At 59.9% G+C, this 17,147-nt stretch carries 12 protein-coding genes; 5 read left to right on the forward strand and 7 right to left on the reverse strand.

Features of this window, described 5'->3' with window-relative positions; all coding sequences use genetic code 11:
- Window positions 1–127 precede the first annotated feature (127 nt).
- From ftsZ to recN, 4 genes are all read left to right on the forward strand, one after another.
- A complete protein-coding gene (ftsZ, locus tag XMD517_RS02360) occupies window positions 128–1,747 on the forward strand; it encodes a cell division protein FtsZ (RefSeq protein ID WP_173488063.1) in 1,620 nt (539 codons plus the stop codon).
- 266 nt (window positions 1,748–2,013) lie between these two features.
- The gene (gene lpxC, locus XMD517_RS02365; RefSeq protein ID WP_173487198.1) at window positions 2,014–2,934 is read left to right on the forward strand and encodes a UDP-3-O-acyl-N-acetylglucosamine deacetylase; all 921 of its coding nucleotides are present in this window, start codon (window positions 2,014–2,016) and stop codon (window positions 2,932–2,934) included.
- A 176-nt stretch (window positions 2,935–3,110) separates the two neighbouring features.
- On the forward strand, window positions 3,111–4,010 hold the full coding sequence (locus XMD517_RS02370; protein ID WP_173487197.1) for an outer membrane protein assembly factor BamD: 900 nt from the start codon (window positions 3,111–3,113) through the stop codon (window positions 4,008–4,010).
- 40 nt (window positions 4,011–4,050) lie between these two features.
- Window positions 4,051–5,706, forward strand: a complete 1,656-nt coding sequence (recN, locus tag XMD517_RS02375; protein WP_173487196.1) for a DNA repair protein RecN — start codon at window positions 4,051–4,053, stop codon at window positions 5,704–5,706.
- Between the two features lie 226 nt (window positions 5,707–5,932).
- On the opposite strand, the gene XMD517_RS02380 is transcribed toward recN, so the two are convergent.
- Entirely contained in the window at window positions 5,933–7,312 is a 1,380-nt protein-coding gene (locus tag XMD517_RS02380) for an FAD-binding oxidoreductase (RefSeq protein ID WP_173487195.1), read from the reverse strand.
- Between the two features lie 135 nt (window positions 7,313–7,447).
- Here XMD517_RS02380 and XMD517_RS02385 point away from each other — a divergent pair, with 135 nt between their 5' ends.
- On the forward strand, window positions 7,448–9,079 hold the full coding sequence (locus XMD517_RS02385) for a chloride channel protein (protein WP_173487194.1): 1,632 nt from the start codon (window positions 7,448–7,450) through the stop codon (window positions 9,077–9,079).
- Between the two features lie 186 nt (window positions 9,080–9,265).
- On the opposite strand, the gene rsmA is transcribed toward XMD517_RS02385, so the two are convergent.
- The 6 genes from rsmA to XMD517_RS02415 form a co-directional block, all read right to left on the reverse strand.
- Window positions 9,266–10,108 carry a 16S rRNA (adenine(1518)-N(6)/adenine(1519)-N(6))-dimethyltransferase RsmA gene (gene rsmA, locus XMD517_RS02390; RefSeq protein ID WP_173487193.1) on the reverse strand — a complete coding sequence of 281 codons (843 nt, stop codon included), beginning with the start codon at window positions 10,106–10,108 and terminating at the stop codon, window positions 9,266–9,268.
- On the reverse strand, window positions 10,108–11,127 hold the full coding sequence (gene pdxA, locus XMD517_RS02395) for a 4-hydroxythreonine-4-phosphate dehydrogenase PdxA (protein ID WP_173487192.1): 1,020 nt from the start codon (window positions 11,125–11,127) through the stop codon (window positions 10,108–10,110). Before pdxA ends, rsmA begins: the two co-directional genes overlap by 1 nt.
- Window positions 11,124–12,404 carry a peptidylprolyl isomerase gene (locus tag XMD517_RS02400; RefSeq protein WP_173487191.1) on the reverse strand — a complete coding sequence of 427 codons (1,281 nt, stop codon included), beginning with the start codon at window positions 12,402–12,404 and terminating at the stop codon, window positions 11,124–11,126. The genes pdxA and XMD517_RS02400 overlap by 4 nt, the downstream gene beginning before the upstream one ends.
- Before the next feature lie 190 nt (window positions 12,405–12,594).
- On the reverse strand, window positions 12,595–14,778 hold the full coding sequence (locus tag XMD517_RS02405; protein WP_173488062.1) for an LPS-assembly protein LptD: 2,184 nt from the start codon (window positions 14,776–14,778) through the stop codon (window positions 12,595–12,597).
- A complete protein-coding gene (lptG, locus tag XMD517_RS02410; RefSeq protein WP_173487189.1) occupies window positions 14,778–15,875 on the reverse strand; it encodes an LPS export ABC transporter permease LptG in 1,098 nt (365 codons plus the stop codon). Before lptG ends, XMD517_RS02405 begins: the two co-directional genes overlap by 1 nt.
- Window positions 15,872–17,020, reverse strand: coding sequence for an LptF/LptG family permease (locus XMD517_RS02415; RefSeq protein WP_173487188.1), 1,149 nt, complete (start codon window positions 17,018–17,020; stop codon window positions 15,872–15,874). Before XMD517_RS02415 ends, lptG begins: the two co-directional genes overlap by 4 nt.
- Between the last annotated feature and the right edge of the window lie 127 nt (window positions 17,021–17,147).

Genomic DNA, 17,147 nt, shown 5'->3' on the forward strand with positions numbered 1-17,147 from the left:
CCATACTGCTTTTGCGGTATTGTGGCTGAAAAGAGGCAGTCACCGGCGATTCACGCCGACAAGAACACACCATGCTGACGCAGGACAAAGACGCCGCGCAGCACGCAGATTAACAGGCGGACAGATCATGACATTGAACCTTACCATGCCTGGTCAGGAAGAATTGAAACCTCGGATCACGGTGTTTGGCGTGGGCGGTGCTGGTGGCAACGCGGTCAACAACATGATCGAGAAAGAGCTTGAGGGCGTCGAGTTTGTCGTCGCCAATACCGACGCTCAGGCGCTGCAACATTCGCGCGCCAAGGACCGCATCCAGATGGGTGTGAAAGTGACCGAAGGGCTGGGCGCTGGCGCCCGTGCCACGGTTGGGGCGGCGGCAGCCGAAGAAAGCATCGAACAGATCGTGGATCATCTGGCCGGGGCACATATGTGCTTCATCACGGCTGGTATGGGCGGTGGCACCGGGACCGGGGCTGCGCCGATCATTGCGCAAGCCGCGCGGGAACTGGGTGTTCTCACCGTTGGTGTTGTCACCAAACCGTTCCAGTTCGAAGGCGCCAAGCGGATGAAACAGGCCGAAGACGGTGTGGAGCAGCTGCAGAAGATGGTCGATACGCTGATCATCATCCCCAACCAGAACCTGTTCCGTCTGGCCAATGAAAAGACCACCTTCACCGAAGCCTTCTCGATGGCTGATGACGTTCTGTATCAGGGCGTGAAAGGCGTGACCGACCTGATGGTCCGCCCGGGCCTGATCAACCTCGACTTTGCCGATGTGCGCGCCGTGATGGACGAAATGGGCAAGGCGATGATGGGCACCGGTGAGGCGACCGGCGAAGATCGCGCGGTTCAGGCAGCCGAGAAGGCGATTGCCAACCCGCTCCTGGATGAGATTTCGCTGCGTGGCGCCAAAGGTGTGCTGATCAATATCACCGGCGGTTATGACCTGACCCTGTTCGAACTGGACGAAGCTGCCAACCGTATCCGCGAAGAAGTGGATCAGGATGCCAATATCATCGTGGGCTCGACCCTCGACAACGATATGGAAGGCGGGATGCGCGTTTCGGTTGTTGCCACCGGTATCGACGCTGTTGAGGCACCGCAGGAAGTGCCGGTGCCACGTCGTCGTCTGGCTGAACCGCTGCAAACGCCGCTGGCCGTGGAAGAAAAGTTCGAGGCTCCGGTTGAAGCCGCTGCAGCCCCGGCTGAGCCGTCGCTGTTCGGAAACGACCTGAATGCAACCGAAGCTGCTGCAGAAGAGCAGGCGGAAAACGTCTTCCCGGCAGAAAGCGCCGGGGGTGATTTGCCGCCGCCGGCCTACCAGCCGCAACCGGCTGTTGCGCAGGCGCCTACTCAGGCACCGGTCCAGTCCGCACCGGTTGAGCATTACTACGAAGACGAACCTGCCGTGGCGCAGTTCACCGCCCCCAAACCCCCGGCACCGGGCACTCCGTCACCGGAAGCATTGGCCCGTCTGCAGGCTGCGGTTCAGAACCAGCCGCGCGCCGCTGCCCAGCCGCAACCGGACGCTCGCCCCACGGCGCAGCCGCACTCTGCTGAAAAGCCGCGCTTTGGTATCAACTCGCTGATCAACCGGATGACCGGAGCGGGTGCTGCTGAGGGTGCTGCCGCCCGTCCCGAGCCTGCGGTGGAAGCGCCTATCGCACGTCCGGCCCAGCAACCGCAGATGGATGCGGAACAGGAAAAAGTGGAAATTCCCGCTTTCCTGCGTCGTCAGGCCAACTGAGCCCTGTTTCTGGTTCGGCAATTCCTTGCCGATCTGGGATGTGAATGCGAAATGCGGCCGCCACAGTGCGGCCGTTTTTTATTTTATTAACAATATGATAGCTTGATCCGATTTGAGGCGAGGACCGGAGGTTTACCAATAGGTCATCATGTTTCAAACCGTTACAAATGATTGAATTGTTGTTCGTCGCGTGAAGCTTTACCCAAAAGGCGCGGAATGGGGTCACTCCCCGACAGGAGCCGCAAAGCCAATCTAAGAGGTGCTTCGTGCAAACCACGCTTACCAGCTCTGTTACCTTTTCGGGCACCGGTCTTCACTCCGGGCGCCCCGTGCGCATGACTGTGCGACCGGCTTCGGCGGAATACGGGATCTGGTTCAAACGCGTTGATATTCACGACCAGGACAATCTGATCCCGGCCCATTGGGCATCGGTGGTTCCGTCGCGCCTGTGCACCCTGATCCGCAATGATGCGGGGACCGAAGTGTCGACCATCGAACATATCATGGCCGCACTGGCGGGCTGTGGAATTCATAACGCCCTGGTGGAGATTGATGGACCGGAAGTGCCGATTCTCGACGGCAGCTCGTCCCGCTTCGTTGAGGGGCTGATCCGCGCTGGTGTGCGTGAGCTGAATGCCCCTGTCCGTGTGATCAAGATCCTGTCACCGGTCGAATATCGTGAAGGGGACGCCTGGGCCAGACTGGTTCCCGCCGAAGGGTTCGAGATGGATTTCCATATTTCCTTCCCCGATGCTGCCATTGGCACACAGGACAAATCCCTGAACCTGTCCAATGGCAATTTCGTGCGCGAGCTGTCCGATTGCCGGACTTTCTGTCGTCAGGCAGATGTCGATGCGATGCGCGCCGCCGGGCTTGCCCTTGGGGGCACCTATGAAAACGCTGTTGTGGTGGATGGGGATGATGTTCTCTCTCCGGGGGGGCTGCGTCGCAAGGACGAAGCTGTGCGCCACAAAATGCTGGACGCTCTGGGGGATCTGTATCTCGCAGGGGCGCCGTTGATGGGGCGCTATATCGGTCACAAAGCGGGCCACGCCATGACCAACAAACTGCTGCGCGCCCTGTTTGATCAACCCGAAGCCTGGCAGCTTGTGATGCTCGGCCATGAGGCTGCGCAATTGTTGCCGGGGGTAGGGGTGGTGAAATCCGACCTGCCGATGACCGCCTGAACCCCGCGCTTCGGGCCTTTCTGTTCAACCCGTCCGGAACCGCCAAGAGGCCGATCGGCGACAAGTCGCGAAAAACCCGCGTAAGGCCATTTTGCACCGCAAAATTCTGTGCTAGGACATGCCAGTAGCGGGGAATTTTCCGATCTTCGAATTGAGTTACGGGGTAGGCGCCTATTATGATCAGTGTCCATCTGATGAAAGCCGTTTCTGCGGTTGTTGTGACCGGGGTTTTGCTGTCCGCCTGTTCGGGAGGCGGCAGTGCCAGCTCGGCCGGGGGCGGTGGATGGTTCACGGGTATTTTTGGCGAATCCCAACGACCCGTTGAAAAACCGATCGAGGAATGGACCGCTGAAGAGATCTTCAAGCGCGGCGAATATGATCTGGAACGCGGTAAACCCAAGCTTTCCGCCAAATGGTTTGGCGAGGTAGAGCGCCTTTACCCCTATTCCCAATGGGCCAAGCGCGCGCTGATCATGCAGGCCTTCTCCTATCACAAGAACAAGGAATATGAACTGTCCCGCGCCACTGCGCAGCGGTTCATTGACACTTATCCGGCGGATGATGACGCCGCCTATGCACAGTATCTTCTGGCGCTCAGCTATTACGACCAGATTGATGAAGTGGGGCGCGACCAGGGCCTGACCTTCCAGGCGCTGCAGGCCCTGCGCGCGGTGATCGAGATCTACCCGGACACGGAATATGCAAAATCGGCCATTTTGAAATTTGATCTCGCCTTTGATCACCTTGCTGCCAAGGAAATGGAAATCGGTCGGTATTATCTCAAGCGCAAGCATTATGTGGCGTCGATCAACCGGTTCCGGGTTGTGGTGGAAAAATTCCAGACCACCACGCAGGTGGCCGAGGCTCTGCACCGCTTGGTGGAAAGCTACCTTGCCCTTGGTCTGACAGATGAAGCACAGACCGCAGGGGCCATTCTCGGGCACAACTTCCAGTCCACCGAATGGTATGAAAGCAGTTATCGCCTGCTGACACAGTCCGGGCTGGAGGCCGCACCGAAAGGTGACAATTGGCTGACCGCGATCCATCGCCAACTGATCCAGGGCAAATGGCTCTGATAGCGGCGAATGGGGGCATCCGCATGAAAGGCATGGCCTGATGCTGCGCGGTCTGGATATCCGCGACATTCTGATCATCGACCGGCTGGAGCTTGAGTTTCAGCCGGGTTTGAACGTGCTGACCGGGGAAACCGGGGCGGGAAAATCCATCCTGCTCGACAGTCTTGGCTTTGTTCTGGGCTGGCGTGGGCGTGCGGATCTTGTGCGCTCCGGGGCGGATCAGGGTGAGGTGACGGCCGAGTTCGACCTGCCGCAAGATCATCCCGCCCGTGCCGTCTTGGCCGAGGCCGGTATCGAGGCCGATGACGAGGTGATCCTGCGCCGGGTCAATCGCGCCGATGGGCGCAAAACGGCTTGGGTCAATGATCGCAGGGTCTCAGGCGATGTGTTGCGCGCGCTCTCCGACTGTTTGATCGAATTGCATGGCCAGCAGGATGATCGGGGCCTTCTGAACCCGCGCGTGCACCGCCAGCTTCTGGATGCCTTTGGTGGGTTGGAGGGAATGCTTTCTGACACCCGCAGCGCCTGGCGCAATCTGTCCTCCGTGCAGACCGCTCTGGTAAAGGCCCGCGCTGCGCTGGAGGCGGCTCAGGCGGAAGAGGATTTCCTGCGCCATGCGGTTGAGGAACTCGACAAACTCGACCCGCAACCCGGCGAAGATGCCGAACTGGATCAGCGCCGCCGCATGATGCAGGCGTCCGAAAAAATTGGCGAGGATATCCAGCGTGCCCATCAGGCCATGGGGACAATGGGAGAGGGGGCCGAGGCCCGGATGGGGGATGCGCTGCGCTGGCTCGAAGGGGTGATCGATCAGGCCGGGGGCAGTCTGGATGAACCGATTCAGTCACTTGGCCGTGCCATGGCGGAACTGGCCGATGCCATTGCGGGTGTCGAAACAACGCTTGACCAGCTGACCTTCAACCCCCATGAGCTTGAAGAGATCGAAGAGCGCCTTTTTGCAATCCGCGGTCTTGCCCGTAAGTATCAGGTGCAACCCGATGAACTGGGCGCCCATGCCGAGGTGCTGCGTGAGCGTCTGAACGCGCTTGACGCCGGGGTCGATCAGATTGCCGCCCTGGAACGCGCGGTGGCCGAGGCCCAGGAAAGCTATGACCTTGCGGCGACGGCCCTGCATGCCGCGCGACAGAAGGCGGCCCGTTCTCTTGACAGCGCCATGGGCACGGAACTCGCTCCGTTGAAAATGGAACGCGCCGTGTTCGCCACCCAACTGACACAGACAGATCCGGGACCGGAGGGGACAGATGTCGTCACCTTCACCGTGGCCACCAATCCGGGGGCACCGTCCGGCCCTCTGAACAAAATCGCCTCCGGTGGCGAACTGAGCCGTTTCCTGCTGGCGCTCAAAGTTTGCCTGACCCGCGACGCCGATGGGCTGACAATGATCTTTGACGAAATTGACCGTGGGGTCGGGGGCGCCACTGCTGATGCGGTGGGCCGTCGCCTGAAATCCCTGTCTGACGGAGGGCAGGTGCTGGTGGTAACGCACTCACCGCAAGTGGCTGCCCTCGGTGATCATCACTGGCGGGTGCAAAAGTCGGTGACAGATGGCATGACCCTGTCCACCGTGGTGCCGCTTTGCGCAAAAGATCGCGTGGATGAAGTCGCCCGGATGATTTCAGGCGATACGATCACCCCCGCTGCCAAAGCCGCGGCACAGGAACTCCTGAACGGATAAGCTGCCGCCCTTATTTTCTGGTTAGAAATATCCCGGGGTGAGCCTCAAAGAGGCGAGGGGCAGAGCCCCTTGGTGCGGCAGTCCCGAAGCGCGAGTGACAGATGAGGGGGCTACAGCATTTCGGGATAAATCTGACACGGAGGTTCGTTGCGAAAGCCCACGACTTTGATACCTCTTGCTGCGGTTCGGCCTTTCCCGTCTCAGGTTGACGCCGAAACGCGTCAGGTTACCCGTGAACCGGTGGAACCAGTTTCCCCGGGTTCAGAATGCCCTTCGGATCAAGCGCCTGTTTCAGCGTCCCCATGACCCCCCAGGCCGGTCCATGTTCCGCTTCCATCAGGCCCAGTTTGCCCATGCCAACCCCATGTTCCCCCGTGATCGTTCCGCCAAGGGAAATCGCCCGGTCCGCCATGCGTTTCACAAGGCCCTTTGCCGTTGTCCAATCCTCCTTGTTGCCCTCTTCCAACAACAAAATTGCATGGAAATTCCCGTCCCCCACATGCCCTAAAATGGGGCCGGGCATATGTGAGGCCGCAATATCCTGCCGGGTTTCCTCAACCGCCTGCGCAAGTTTCGAGATCGGCACACAGATATCCGTTACCATCGCCTTGGCGCCGGGTTTCAGTGCTGTCAGGGCATAAAAGGCGTTGTGGCGGATCTTCCACAGCCGGTTGCGGTCCTCTGTGCGCGTGGCACTTTCAAATCCGGTGGCCCCAAAATCGCTGGCAATATCCGAGAAATCCTGCACCGCGTCTGCCACGGCATTGTCACTGCCATGAAATTCAACAAAAAGATGCGGGCAGAGCGGCAGGTCGAGACCGGCATAGCGATTGATGGCACCGGTGCTGGCTTCGTCCAGAAACTCGATCCGGGCCACAGGAATGCCCATCTGGATCACCTGCTGCACGGTGGCGACAGCTGACGCCAGATCGGGAAAGGCGCACACGCCCGCGCTGATCGCCTCAGGTGTGCCATGCAGGCGCAATGTCAGCTCGGTGATCACGCCCAGGGTGCCTTCTGCGCCCAGCATCAGGGCGGTCAGGTCATAGCCTGCGGCTGATTTGGCCGCGCGCGAGCCGGTTTTGATCACCTGACCATCCGCCAGCACAACGGTCAGGCCAAGGACATTGTCACGCATGGAGCCATAGCGCACGGTTGTGGTTCCCGAGGCACGGGTTGAGGCCATGCCGCCCAATGTGGCATTTGCGCCGGGGTCGACGGGGAAAAACAAACCCGTCGCCCGCAGCTCTTCATTCAGCGCTTCGCGGGTCAGCCCTGGTTCCACCACGGCCACCATGTCGCCCGGGTCCGCCTGGATCAGACGGTTCATCCGCGACAGGTCAATGACCACCCCGCCTTTCAACGGAATGGTATGCCCCTCAAGCGAGGTTCCGACCCCGAAAGGGGTCACGGCGATGTCGTGTTTGTGACAGAGGGTCATGATCCGGGACACTTCGTCGGTGCTGATTGGCCAGACGACCAGATCAGGCAGAACCATCTCGAAATGCGTTTCAGAACGCCCGTGTTCCATCAGATCGGGCTTGGAGCGGCTCATCCGATCGCCTAGAAACGAAGTAAGCTCGGTCAAAACGGCGTCGATGGACATCCATCCTCTCCCAATTAGCAGCCGAGACAGACTAGCCTGCTTGGGCGAACGGGAAAAGGGTCGGGTAAAGTTTTGGTAAAGTTTAATCAAATAAAAGGGTTAATTCTCAAAACACTACAGCGGCAAATTCAAGCATTGTCAACGGGTTGGAAACTGTTGCTGGAAAAAGGCCCGTCTCAGGTGCAATTCTGGCTTATCGCGCTGGTGATTGGCGTGGTCTCCGGGGCCGCGGCACTTGGGTTCCGAAAGGGAATCGAATGGCTGCAGGCCACGCTTTATGGCACGGATGACCTTGCCCATCTGCACAGCTTTGCATCGACCCTGCCATGGTACTGGATCCTGATCCTGCCCGCGCTCGGTGGATTTGCAGTTGGGATCATTCTGAACTGGTTCACCCATGATGGCCGGGTGCGTTCGGTGGCGGATGTGATCGAGGGGGCAGCCCTTTGGGAGGGGCGGGTGGAAAAGCGCGCGGGGATCGGCTCGGCCCTGGCCTCGTTCATCACGCTCTCAACCGGGGGATCCACCGGACGTGAGGGGCCGGTTGTGCATATGGCCGGTGTTGTCTCAAGCTGGATTGCCAACCGGATCAAGGCAGATGGCGTCACGGGCCGTGACCTTTTGGGCTGCGCCGTGGCCGCCGCCGTTTCTGCCAGTTTCAATGCCCCCATTGCGGGGGCCCTGTTTGCGCTTGAAGTGGTGTTGCGCCATTTTGCCATGCATGCCTTTGCGCCGATTGCCATTGCTGCGGTGGCCGGGACGGTGATCAACCGGCTGGAATATGGTGGGATGACCGAATTTGTGCTGCCTTTGGAAGGGAGCCTCGCTTTTTATGTAGAACTGCCGGCTTTTCTGATCCTGGGCATCCTGTCTGGCTTTGTCGCCGTTGTCTTCATGCGGGCGATCTTTATGGCGGATGATGTTGGAAATGACCTGCAGAAATGGCTGCGCCTGCCAAATGTCCTGCGTCCGGCGCTGTCCGGCCTGATCCTGGGGATAATAGCGATTTTCTTCCCGCATATCATTGGTGTGGGCTATGAGACCACCTCACTTGCCCTGACCGGTCAGATGGTCTGGCATGAAGCGGTGGTGCTGGCGGTGGTCAAGGTGTTTGCGGTGGCGGTCACCATGGCCGGACGGATGGGGGGCGGGGTGTTCTCGCCGGCGCTTATGATGGGCGCGCTGACCGGGCTTGCTTTTGGCATTATTGCCACGGCCATTTTCCCGGACGTCTCCGGGTCGGAAACGCTTTATGCCCTTGCTGGGATGGGGGCGGTGGCGGCCGCGGTGCTGGGTGCGCCGATTTCCACCACGATGATTGTCTTTGAACTGACAGGCGACTGGCAGACCGGGATCGCTGTGATGTGTGCGGTGTCTCTCTCCACCGCGCTGTCCAGTCGTCTGGTGGACCAGTCTTTCTTTCTGACCCAGTTGGAGCGACGCAATATCCACCTTGCCGCCGGGCCGCAGGCCTATCTTTTGTCCATGGTGCGCGTGGCTGCGGTCATGCGCGAGCTTGATCACAAGCGATCACCGGACGAGGCCGATTGCTGGGAATTGATCGAGCAGGGGGTCTATGTGGATGGCAATGCAACGCTGGAGGCGGTGATGCCGGTTTTTGAGGCAACGGGGGCCGTATTTGTGCCGGTTGTGACCCTTGGCGGAGAGGGGGACGCGCCGGATCTTTGGGGCACGATCCACCATGTGGATGCGCTCAAAGCCTATAACAGGGTGCTTGCACAAACCGCGCAGGAGGAACATTCCTGAGGGAGTTCAGCGCGTTTCCGCAACGGTGGAACTGTCGTCGAAGGATGTGCAGGAAGGGGCGCTGCCCCTCGCCTCTTTGAGGCTCACCCCGAGGTATTTTTAGCAAGAAAAACGATGGAGGCCGTTGACGTTTCACAGGTTTTCCAGCCGAAGGTCAGGTTGCTGCAGATTGCGGTGGCTTCGGGGTCATGTCTTGGTCAGGGCGCGGGTCAGGGCGCAAAACGCCTCGAGGTCGATCTCTTCGGCCCTGGATGTGGGTTTGATCCCCACCGAAGTCAGGATGTCTTCGATCTCCGGATGCAGCCCTTTGAGCGAGGCGCGCAGCATCTTGCGGCGTTGGTTGAAGGCGGTGGCCACCACTTTCTGCAGCTTGTCGGCATCCGCCTCGAAGCGGGGCTGCGGCAGGGCTGCCAGATGCACTACGGCGGAGCGGATTTTCGGCGGTGGGGTGAAGGCCTCGGGCGGCAGCTCCATGACAATTCGGGCATCGGTGCGCCACTGGGCCAGAACCGCAAGGCGGCCATAGGCCTTGGAGCCGGGCTGGGCGACGATGCGCTGCGCCACTTCTTTTTGGAACATCAAGGTCAGGCTGGACCAGGCAGGGGGCCAGGTTTTGGGGGTCAGCCAGCGCACCAGAAGTTCTGTTCCGACATTGTAGGGCAGGTTGGCCACAACGCGGATTGGCGGGGTGAGATGTTCCAACGGATCCAGTTCCAGCGCATCCGCATTGATCACGTCCAGCCGACCTGGATAGGCGGCCTGGATCTCTCCCAACGGGCCAAGGGCGCGGCTGTCTTTTTCAACGGCAAGCACTTTGCGCGCGCCTTCAGCGAGAAGTCCGCGGGTCAGCCCGCCGGGGCCGGGCCCCACTTCCAGAACGTCACAGGATGTCAGATCCCCCGCCTGTCGGGCGATTTTCGAGGTCAGGTTCAGATCAAGGAGGAAATTCTGCCCGAGCGATTTTTTGGCGGTCATGCCATGGGTGGCGATCACTTCGCGCAGCGGGGGCAGCCCGTCGATCTGGGTCATCAGCGTGTTCCGTCCTTGTGGTTGGTGTTGCGAAGGCCCACCTTGCGGGCGTTTGCCATGGTCCAGCCCATCCGCAATGCTGCAATCAACGAACTGGGGTCGGCTTTTCCCTGTCCGGCGATGTCAAATGCCGTTCCATGATCAGGAGAGGTGCGCACAAAGGGCAGACCCAGTGTCACGTTCACTCCTCCGGCGAAATCAATGGTTTTGATCGGGATCAGGGCCTGATCGTGATACATGCAGATCGCGGCATCATAGCCTTTGCGGGCCGCAGCATGAAACATCGTGTCTGCCGAGCGCGGGCCGGACAGATCCAGCCCTTCGCTACGAAGCTCATCCAACAAAGGCGAGATCATCGTGATCTCTTCCATCCCCATTGCGCCCCCTTCACCGGCATGCGGGTTCAGCCCGGCCACCGCAATCCGCGGTGTTGCAAGGCCGAAATCCCGGATCAGGGCATCATGGGTTGTGCGAATAACCTGGGCAAGCCTGTCCCGGCTGAGGGTGGAGGGCACCTCGCTGAGGGGAATGTGAATGGTCGCAGGCACGACGCGCAGCCCCTCACAGGCCAGCATCATCACCACTTCGGCCCCACCCGCCAGATCCGCAAGGAATTCGGTGTGCCCCGGAAAACGGAACCCGGCGCCATCCTTGAGCGCTTTCTTGTGGATGGGGTTGGTGCAGATTGCCGATGCTTCACCTTCCTGCACCAGACGGACCGCCCGGGCGATCACGTCGACGACGTGTTGCGCATGTGCACCCGAAGGGGTGCCGGGGGTGCGGTCGGGTCCGAAATCATGGCGCATGACCGGCAGATCTTGGGTGTCATGAGCCTCGGCCGGCGTGCTGATCTCCGTGAATTTGCAGCCTGCAGGCAAATGGTTCGGGTCACCTATCAGAAAAAACGGGACCTCCCCCCTGAGCGTCTCAAATGCCGCTGGGGCCAGCTCCGGGCCGATGCCCGCTGGCTCACCCATCGTCAGGGCAATGGGGGCCAGACGGGAAAGATCAGAGGTCATTTCTGTGCAAGATCCTCAATATAGGCTTCTGCCCGCAATTCTTCCAGATAACCGGTGGCAAGGGCACCCAGACGCTGGTTTTGCAACTGGGTGCGAATGTCGTCACGGCTGAGTTCTTCTGGAAGTTCCCGTGTGCGGCTGCACAGCATCAGGAAAATCTGGTTCTGGCCTGACGGTGTGGTCAGCGCAAAAGAGCTTTCACCTTCGTCCAGCTTCGCCAGTTCAATCGCGTAATCGGCTGGAAGCTCCGAGACCAGTTTCGTATCGCGCACGAGCTGTTCTTCCGGTTGACCCTGGGCCACTTTGTAAAGGTCGTTGCAGCTGTCAACGCGGGTGCGAATCTCGGCGGCGCTCGCCAGCGCTTCCGGGGTTCCGGCACCCGGGATCAGGTAAGCGGCGTAATCAATCAGCACATCTTTCGGGGCAGGGGCTTCGATTTCTTCGATGGCACGCATCTGAAACAGAGCAATGCCGTTCTGGATTGGCAGCGGTGCTGTCACTTCCCCCGGGGCCAGAGGCAGGATCTGGGCTGCAAGGGCAGGGGGAAGGTTGGACAGGTCCATCCAGTCCAGCCGACCTGAACGCCCTTTTGAGGGGGCTGCGGAATAGCGTCGTGCAGCGGCCGCAAAGGCGGGCAGGGTGTCAATTTCCGCAAGCTGCAATGCGCGCGCGCCGGATGCCTCTTGGCTTTGTGGTGTATTGGCGGGAAGGATGATTTCGGACAGCAGCACCCGCACCCCGGCCTCAGGGCCGGTTTGTGCCAGACGGCGGTCGATATCTTCCTCGGTGATCCTTACCTCGCGGCGAAACCGTTCACGGGCGAACTTCCGCCACACCAGCCCGGCCGAGACAAAATCGCGGAAGGTTTCCATGGCCACGCCGCCCTGCGCGATGGCCAGTTCGAATTTTTCCAAGGGCATGTTGAACCGCTTGACGAATTCTTCCATCCCTTCGGTGAGCTCCGCATCGCTGAGGGCCACGCCCGCACGGGCGGCAGCTTCGCGTTGCAGCGCTTCGGTGAGCAGCTGTTCACGGGCAAGTTCAGCCCTGTCGCCGGGCGCACGCAGCAAGGTCAGATAAGCGATCCGCTGGGACATCTCATAGGTGGTGATCACCCGGTCATTGACCTGCAAAGCGGGCGCAAACAGGTTCTGGGCATGGGCGACAGTGACCGGTGTCATTGCGGGCAGGGGCGAGAGCATCGCTGCCATGACCAAAGGGGTTGTCAGAGCGCGGCGCAGGCGTTTGATGCGGCCGTTTTTTCCATGCGTTGCCATGGGAAAACCCGATGAAATAGCGTGTGTCATGTCTTGTCTGCTCTTCCGGTTATTCATCGTTAACAAGGGGCTTGGCCGCGAACATCTTGCGGGTCTGCGGGTATATTGCCCAAAGCGGCCTCAGGATGCCAGCCCGATCTGCCCCCTGACAGGGAGAGGCGGATGATTGTCGCCGCTTGAGGGGGCAGGGTCACTGCAGGCATCTGCGCGCGGCTCCCTTCGGGGCCCCACCAAACCCCAACAGCTCGACCTGAAGGCCAAGTTCCGTGGTGGGTGTAATGGTTTGTGAGGCGGTGAACCGGCGCGAGACGGCCAGATCGACCTGCAGGCATTCATTGCGATATTGCAGCCCAAGCTGGCCCTTGGTGACCTGATTGGCCGAAAGGTCAACATCGCCTTCCGCGCTGATGCGCCAGCCATCGGTCAGTTGATACCCGCCTGTCAGGCGCAGCTCGTGGATCGAGGCGTCACGGTTTTCATCGGGATCCGCGACAACCCAGAGATGGGCTGCACTCAGGTTCCAGTCTTCCTGGATATAGGCAAAGCGGCTTTCGGTCTTGGCAACTTCGAACTGGTCATTGATCAGCGCACGGCCCTGTAGGGCAAGGTTTGCCCCGAATTGCAGCTGCGCTGCGATCAACCAGTCCGAACTGTCGCCGGACAGGCCGGAGGCGTTGGAGAACGAATTATTCCCGTCAAACCGGAAAACACGCCCGATGCCGATTGTCGAGGCCCAGCCGGTTGGGGAAAAGCGGCTCCATTTCACGCCAATATTGGCCCGTGTGCCCTCTTCTCGCCGGTCAAACCCAGGATACCGGGACATGTCGAACAGGTTGTTTTCGTCAAATTCGACATAGGTGCTGTCTTCATTGGGCAAGGTGGCGCCGATCCGATCACTCCAGACCAGCTGCAGCACCGGTTCGATCACATCGACGCTTCCATTGGCGGAGACCCGCGACAAAGGCCAGCGCAGCGTGGCGGCGACGGAGGGGGTGGCAAAACTTTGGTTGGGATCAAAGCTGCTGTCTTGGTTGATCCAGTAATTTCCCCAGTCAATCCCGGTTTCCAGGGACGTGATCATCCCGCCCCTGAGCATCCAGTCGCGTTTCCAGTGAAAGGACGCTCCGACATGGGTCACATCGCGCCCCTTTGGGCCGTCCAGGGTGCTTTCCCGGAAATAGGACCGCGCGGAGAGCTTATATTCGGCGACGCCCCCAAGAAGAACCGGATCAAAGCGGCGTTGATACAGAAACTCCAGCTGGGCGAAGGGGAGTTGATCTGAAATGGCCCGTTCCGAGGCGCGCAGGCTTTCATGTCGGGTGATGCCGGCAAAGATGAACTCATCCCGACGCCCACGCGACACTTCAAGCGCGTTGCGCAGCCGGTCGGCACTGGAGTAGTCGTAGTCGTTCAGATAGCCGGGGTCCGAGACCTCCTGAAGGGTGAAATCAAGTTTGAAATCCTGCGGAAGGTCAAACGATCCCTCTCCGAACACATAGAACCGGGTCTGCTCTCTCCGAATGTCGTCATTGCTGACCGCACCGTTGAAAGACAGGTTGCCGTTGTGAAACGCCTGGCGATAGCGCCATTCCAGAGTTCTGGATCTGGTGGCGATGAACGGGGCCAGCGTCAGGTCCGCATGATCGCCCAGCCGAATGAAATAAGGCAGCCTGACCCCGGTGCCGAAACTGCTTCGCGTGCGCAGTTTTGGGGCCAGAAAGCCGGTTGCGCGCTTGAGGGTCGGATCGGGAAGGCGCAGGCGTGGCAGGAACAGGATCGGAACATCCGCAACACGCAGCTGGGCATTGTGGAAGTAAAGCTGGCGCTCCTGTTCGTCATGCACGACCTTTTCGGCCCGGATCTGCCACAGCGGCACCGGCGATTTGGCGCAGACCTGACAAGAGGAGGCCACGATCTTGTTCAGCTGGGTATAGCGGCCCTGCACGCGGTTGATTTCGACGGCGGCAATTTGCAGCTGCTGGTTCAGAACCAGGCGTGCAGATCGCAATATCCCGTTGCGTAGATCGGAGGATAGCTCGGCCGCACTGGCCAGGATCAGCTGGTCTTCACCGTTTTGCAACACGATCGGGCCGCTGATGGTCAGCCGGTCGGTGGTCTTGTCAAAGGAAATGCTGGCCGCGGTCAGCGTGGTGCCCGCGAAGTGGACCATCACATTGCCTTCGGCCAAAAGCCCGCTATTGCCCTGAACCGTGATACGGTCTGCCACCAACAGGGCAGGGGCAGAGCTGTCCGCGACGGGGCGGGGCTGCGCAAAGGTTGTCGGAGGGGTTGCAAGGCCAATGGCCGTGGCCAGACCGGCAATCAGGGCCAGCTTGCTGATACGGCCAGACCACAGGTCGGATATGGTGAACATTACCCATCCTCCAGATGCAGCAGAAATCCGAGCGACAGAAGGATCCCCGAAATAGGGGTGGTCCAGGCGGCAAAAATCACCGGGATCTGTCCGTTCTCGCCCAGGATCTGCGCGAAATTACGAATGAAATAAAAGCCAAACCCAAGAACAAGCGCCGACACAACCATGATGCCGGTGCGTCCGAACCGGGTGTGACGCATGGTGAACGAGGCGCCGATCAGCACCATGGCCACCAGAAACAGCGGGGTGGAAAGCTCGATCTGCAACCAGACCTGATGCAGGCGGGGGGAAAACCCTGCCTCTTTCAACCGGGTGATAAAGCTGGGCAGATCCCAGATTGAGATATTGGAGGGCTTGCCGAAACTGTCGCGAATCTGTTCCTCGGTCAGGTTTGTGGCGATCCAATAGGCGGGCAGCACCAGTGCCTCACCTTCGGGGTTGTCGGACAGGTCAAAATTCCAGACCTTGGCCGCGCGCAGCGCCCAGCGGCCCGGTTCCAACGTGGCCTGTCGGGCGGACACGCGTTTGGTCGGCACGCCATCGGAAGAAAACGAATAAAACGTCACATCCTGCAAGCGGGTTCCGTCATTGTTTGACTGGCTGGCACGGATCACGATCTGCCCTTGCTTGTTGCCTTGCCGCAACCAGACCCCGCCTTTTGAAACAGAGGAAATGGACCGGCTTCCGCCGGAATATTCTGCCGACAGGCGCTCATATTTCTTTTGGGTTGCCGCAGAAATCGGGTTGAAAACCAGCAGCGCCACAACCCCGATCAGGAAAACCGTGACCACAGGGGAAATCAGGGTGATCATGGCCGATCGCCCCGACGCGCGCGTCACCACCAGCTCGGAGCTGCGCGCAAGGCTCAGGAACATCCAGATGGTTGCCAGAATAGTCACCAGGGGCAGGATGCGATACATCCACATGGGCATGTTCAGAAGTGTCAGCCCCAGAACCTCGGTGAAGCCGACCTGGCTTGCGTCGAATTTGCGCATGCCCTCAACCATATCCAGCAGCACAAACACCAGCCCCAGCACCACCAGCATGGTGACAAAGGAAAACAGGAAACGGCGGGCGAAATAGAGGTGCAGCCTCATGCGGGCCCCTCCTGTGCGGTGGTCCGGGCCAAAAGCCTGGCCGCTTTCCGGCGTTTGCGGATGGCCAGGAATGAGGGGCGCGTGGCGCTCCATAATACCATGAAATTGAACAGCAGCCCGCCAATGGACGCCAGATAGATCAGCGGCAGGGCGCCGTCGGTCCGGCGGGCGATATCAAGCATCGTGTTGTCGAGTGTTTGGAAACTGGCCACCACGCCGATGGAAATCACCACCTGACGCCACATGCCAAACCGGCTGAAGCCGCCTGCAATCAGCATGGAATAGCCAGTCAGGGCAGCGACAATGACATAAAGCGCCTGAGCATTGCGGAAATGCGCCTCGGCGCGAAGAGCGGTTGCGCTTTGGCGGGTTTCGGCAATCAGGGCTTCGGTGGGAAACAGCATTTCATGGGTGTAAAGCTGGCGGATCTTGCGTTTGCCAGCAATCGGATCGGAAATCAGCGCAGAAATGTCATAGGTGAATTCTTCGAACCCGGTGGTGGTCAGTCGGCCATCGGGCGACAGGATCTGCGCCAAACCGTCAAACATCAAAAGGCGCGGGCCTTCGGCGGTGTTCAGGACAAGCGCCCGCTGGGCGGTATAGGTGGCCAGGGTCCCGCCCTCAGATTTCTCGCGCTCATCGGATAGGAACAGGTCCAACAGCTCCCCCTCGGCCGTAATTTCGCGCACATACAGGGTGATCCCGGAGGTAGGGTGCACGAAACTGCCTTCGATCAGGAAGCGCGATGTCACATCAGACGAGATTTCCGCCTGCCTCTGGGCAAAGCTCAGCTGGCTTTTGGGGGAAAGGTAATGGGTCAGCACCAGCATGAACGCAGCCCCCATGACCCCGAAGATCAGCACCGGGCGCGCCAGTCGGAACGGGCCGAACCCGGTGGCCTGTGCGACCACCAGTTCGCTTTCGGAATTCAGCCGGTTGATCACCACAACCGAGGCCGTAAAGGCGGCAATCGGCAGCACAAACACGATCACGCTGGGCAGAATCATGGTCGAGATTTCAAGAAACACCAACGCCGTTTCGCCGGAAGAGATGATATAGTCGAACAGGCGCACCGCCCGGTTGATCCAGAAGATCAGAACCAGGACCAGACCGGCCAGCCCGAACAGCACCAAGAGCTGTGACAAGATATATCGATCCAGCCTGGCCAAATTTCCCCCAACTCTTCCCAATTGCCACATGCGATAGATTACAACATCTTCAAGCGGTTCTAGCGGATTGGTGCGGGCGGGAAAACTGCTATCTGGCCTTTGT

This window comes from Aliiroseovarius sp. xm-d-517, from assembly GCF_013283135.1.
Lineage (GTDB): Bacteria > Pseudomonadota > Alphaproteobacteria > Rhodobacterales > Rhodobacteraceae > Aliiroseovarius > Aliiroseovarius crassostreae.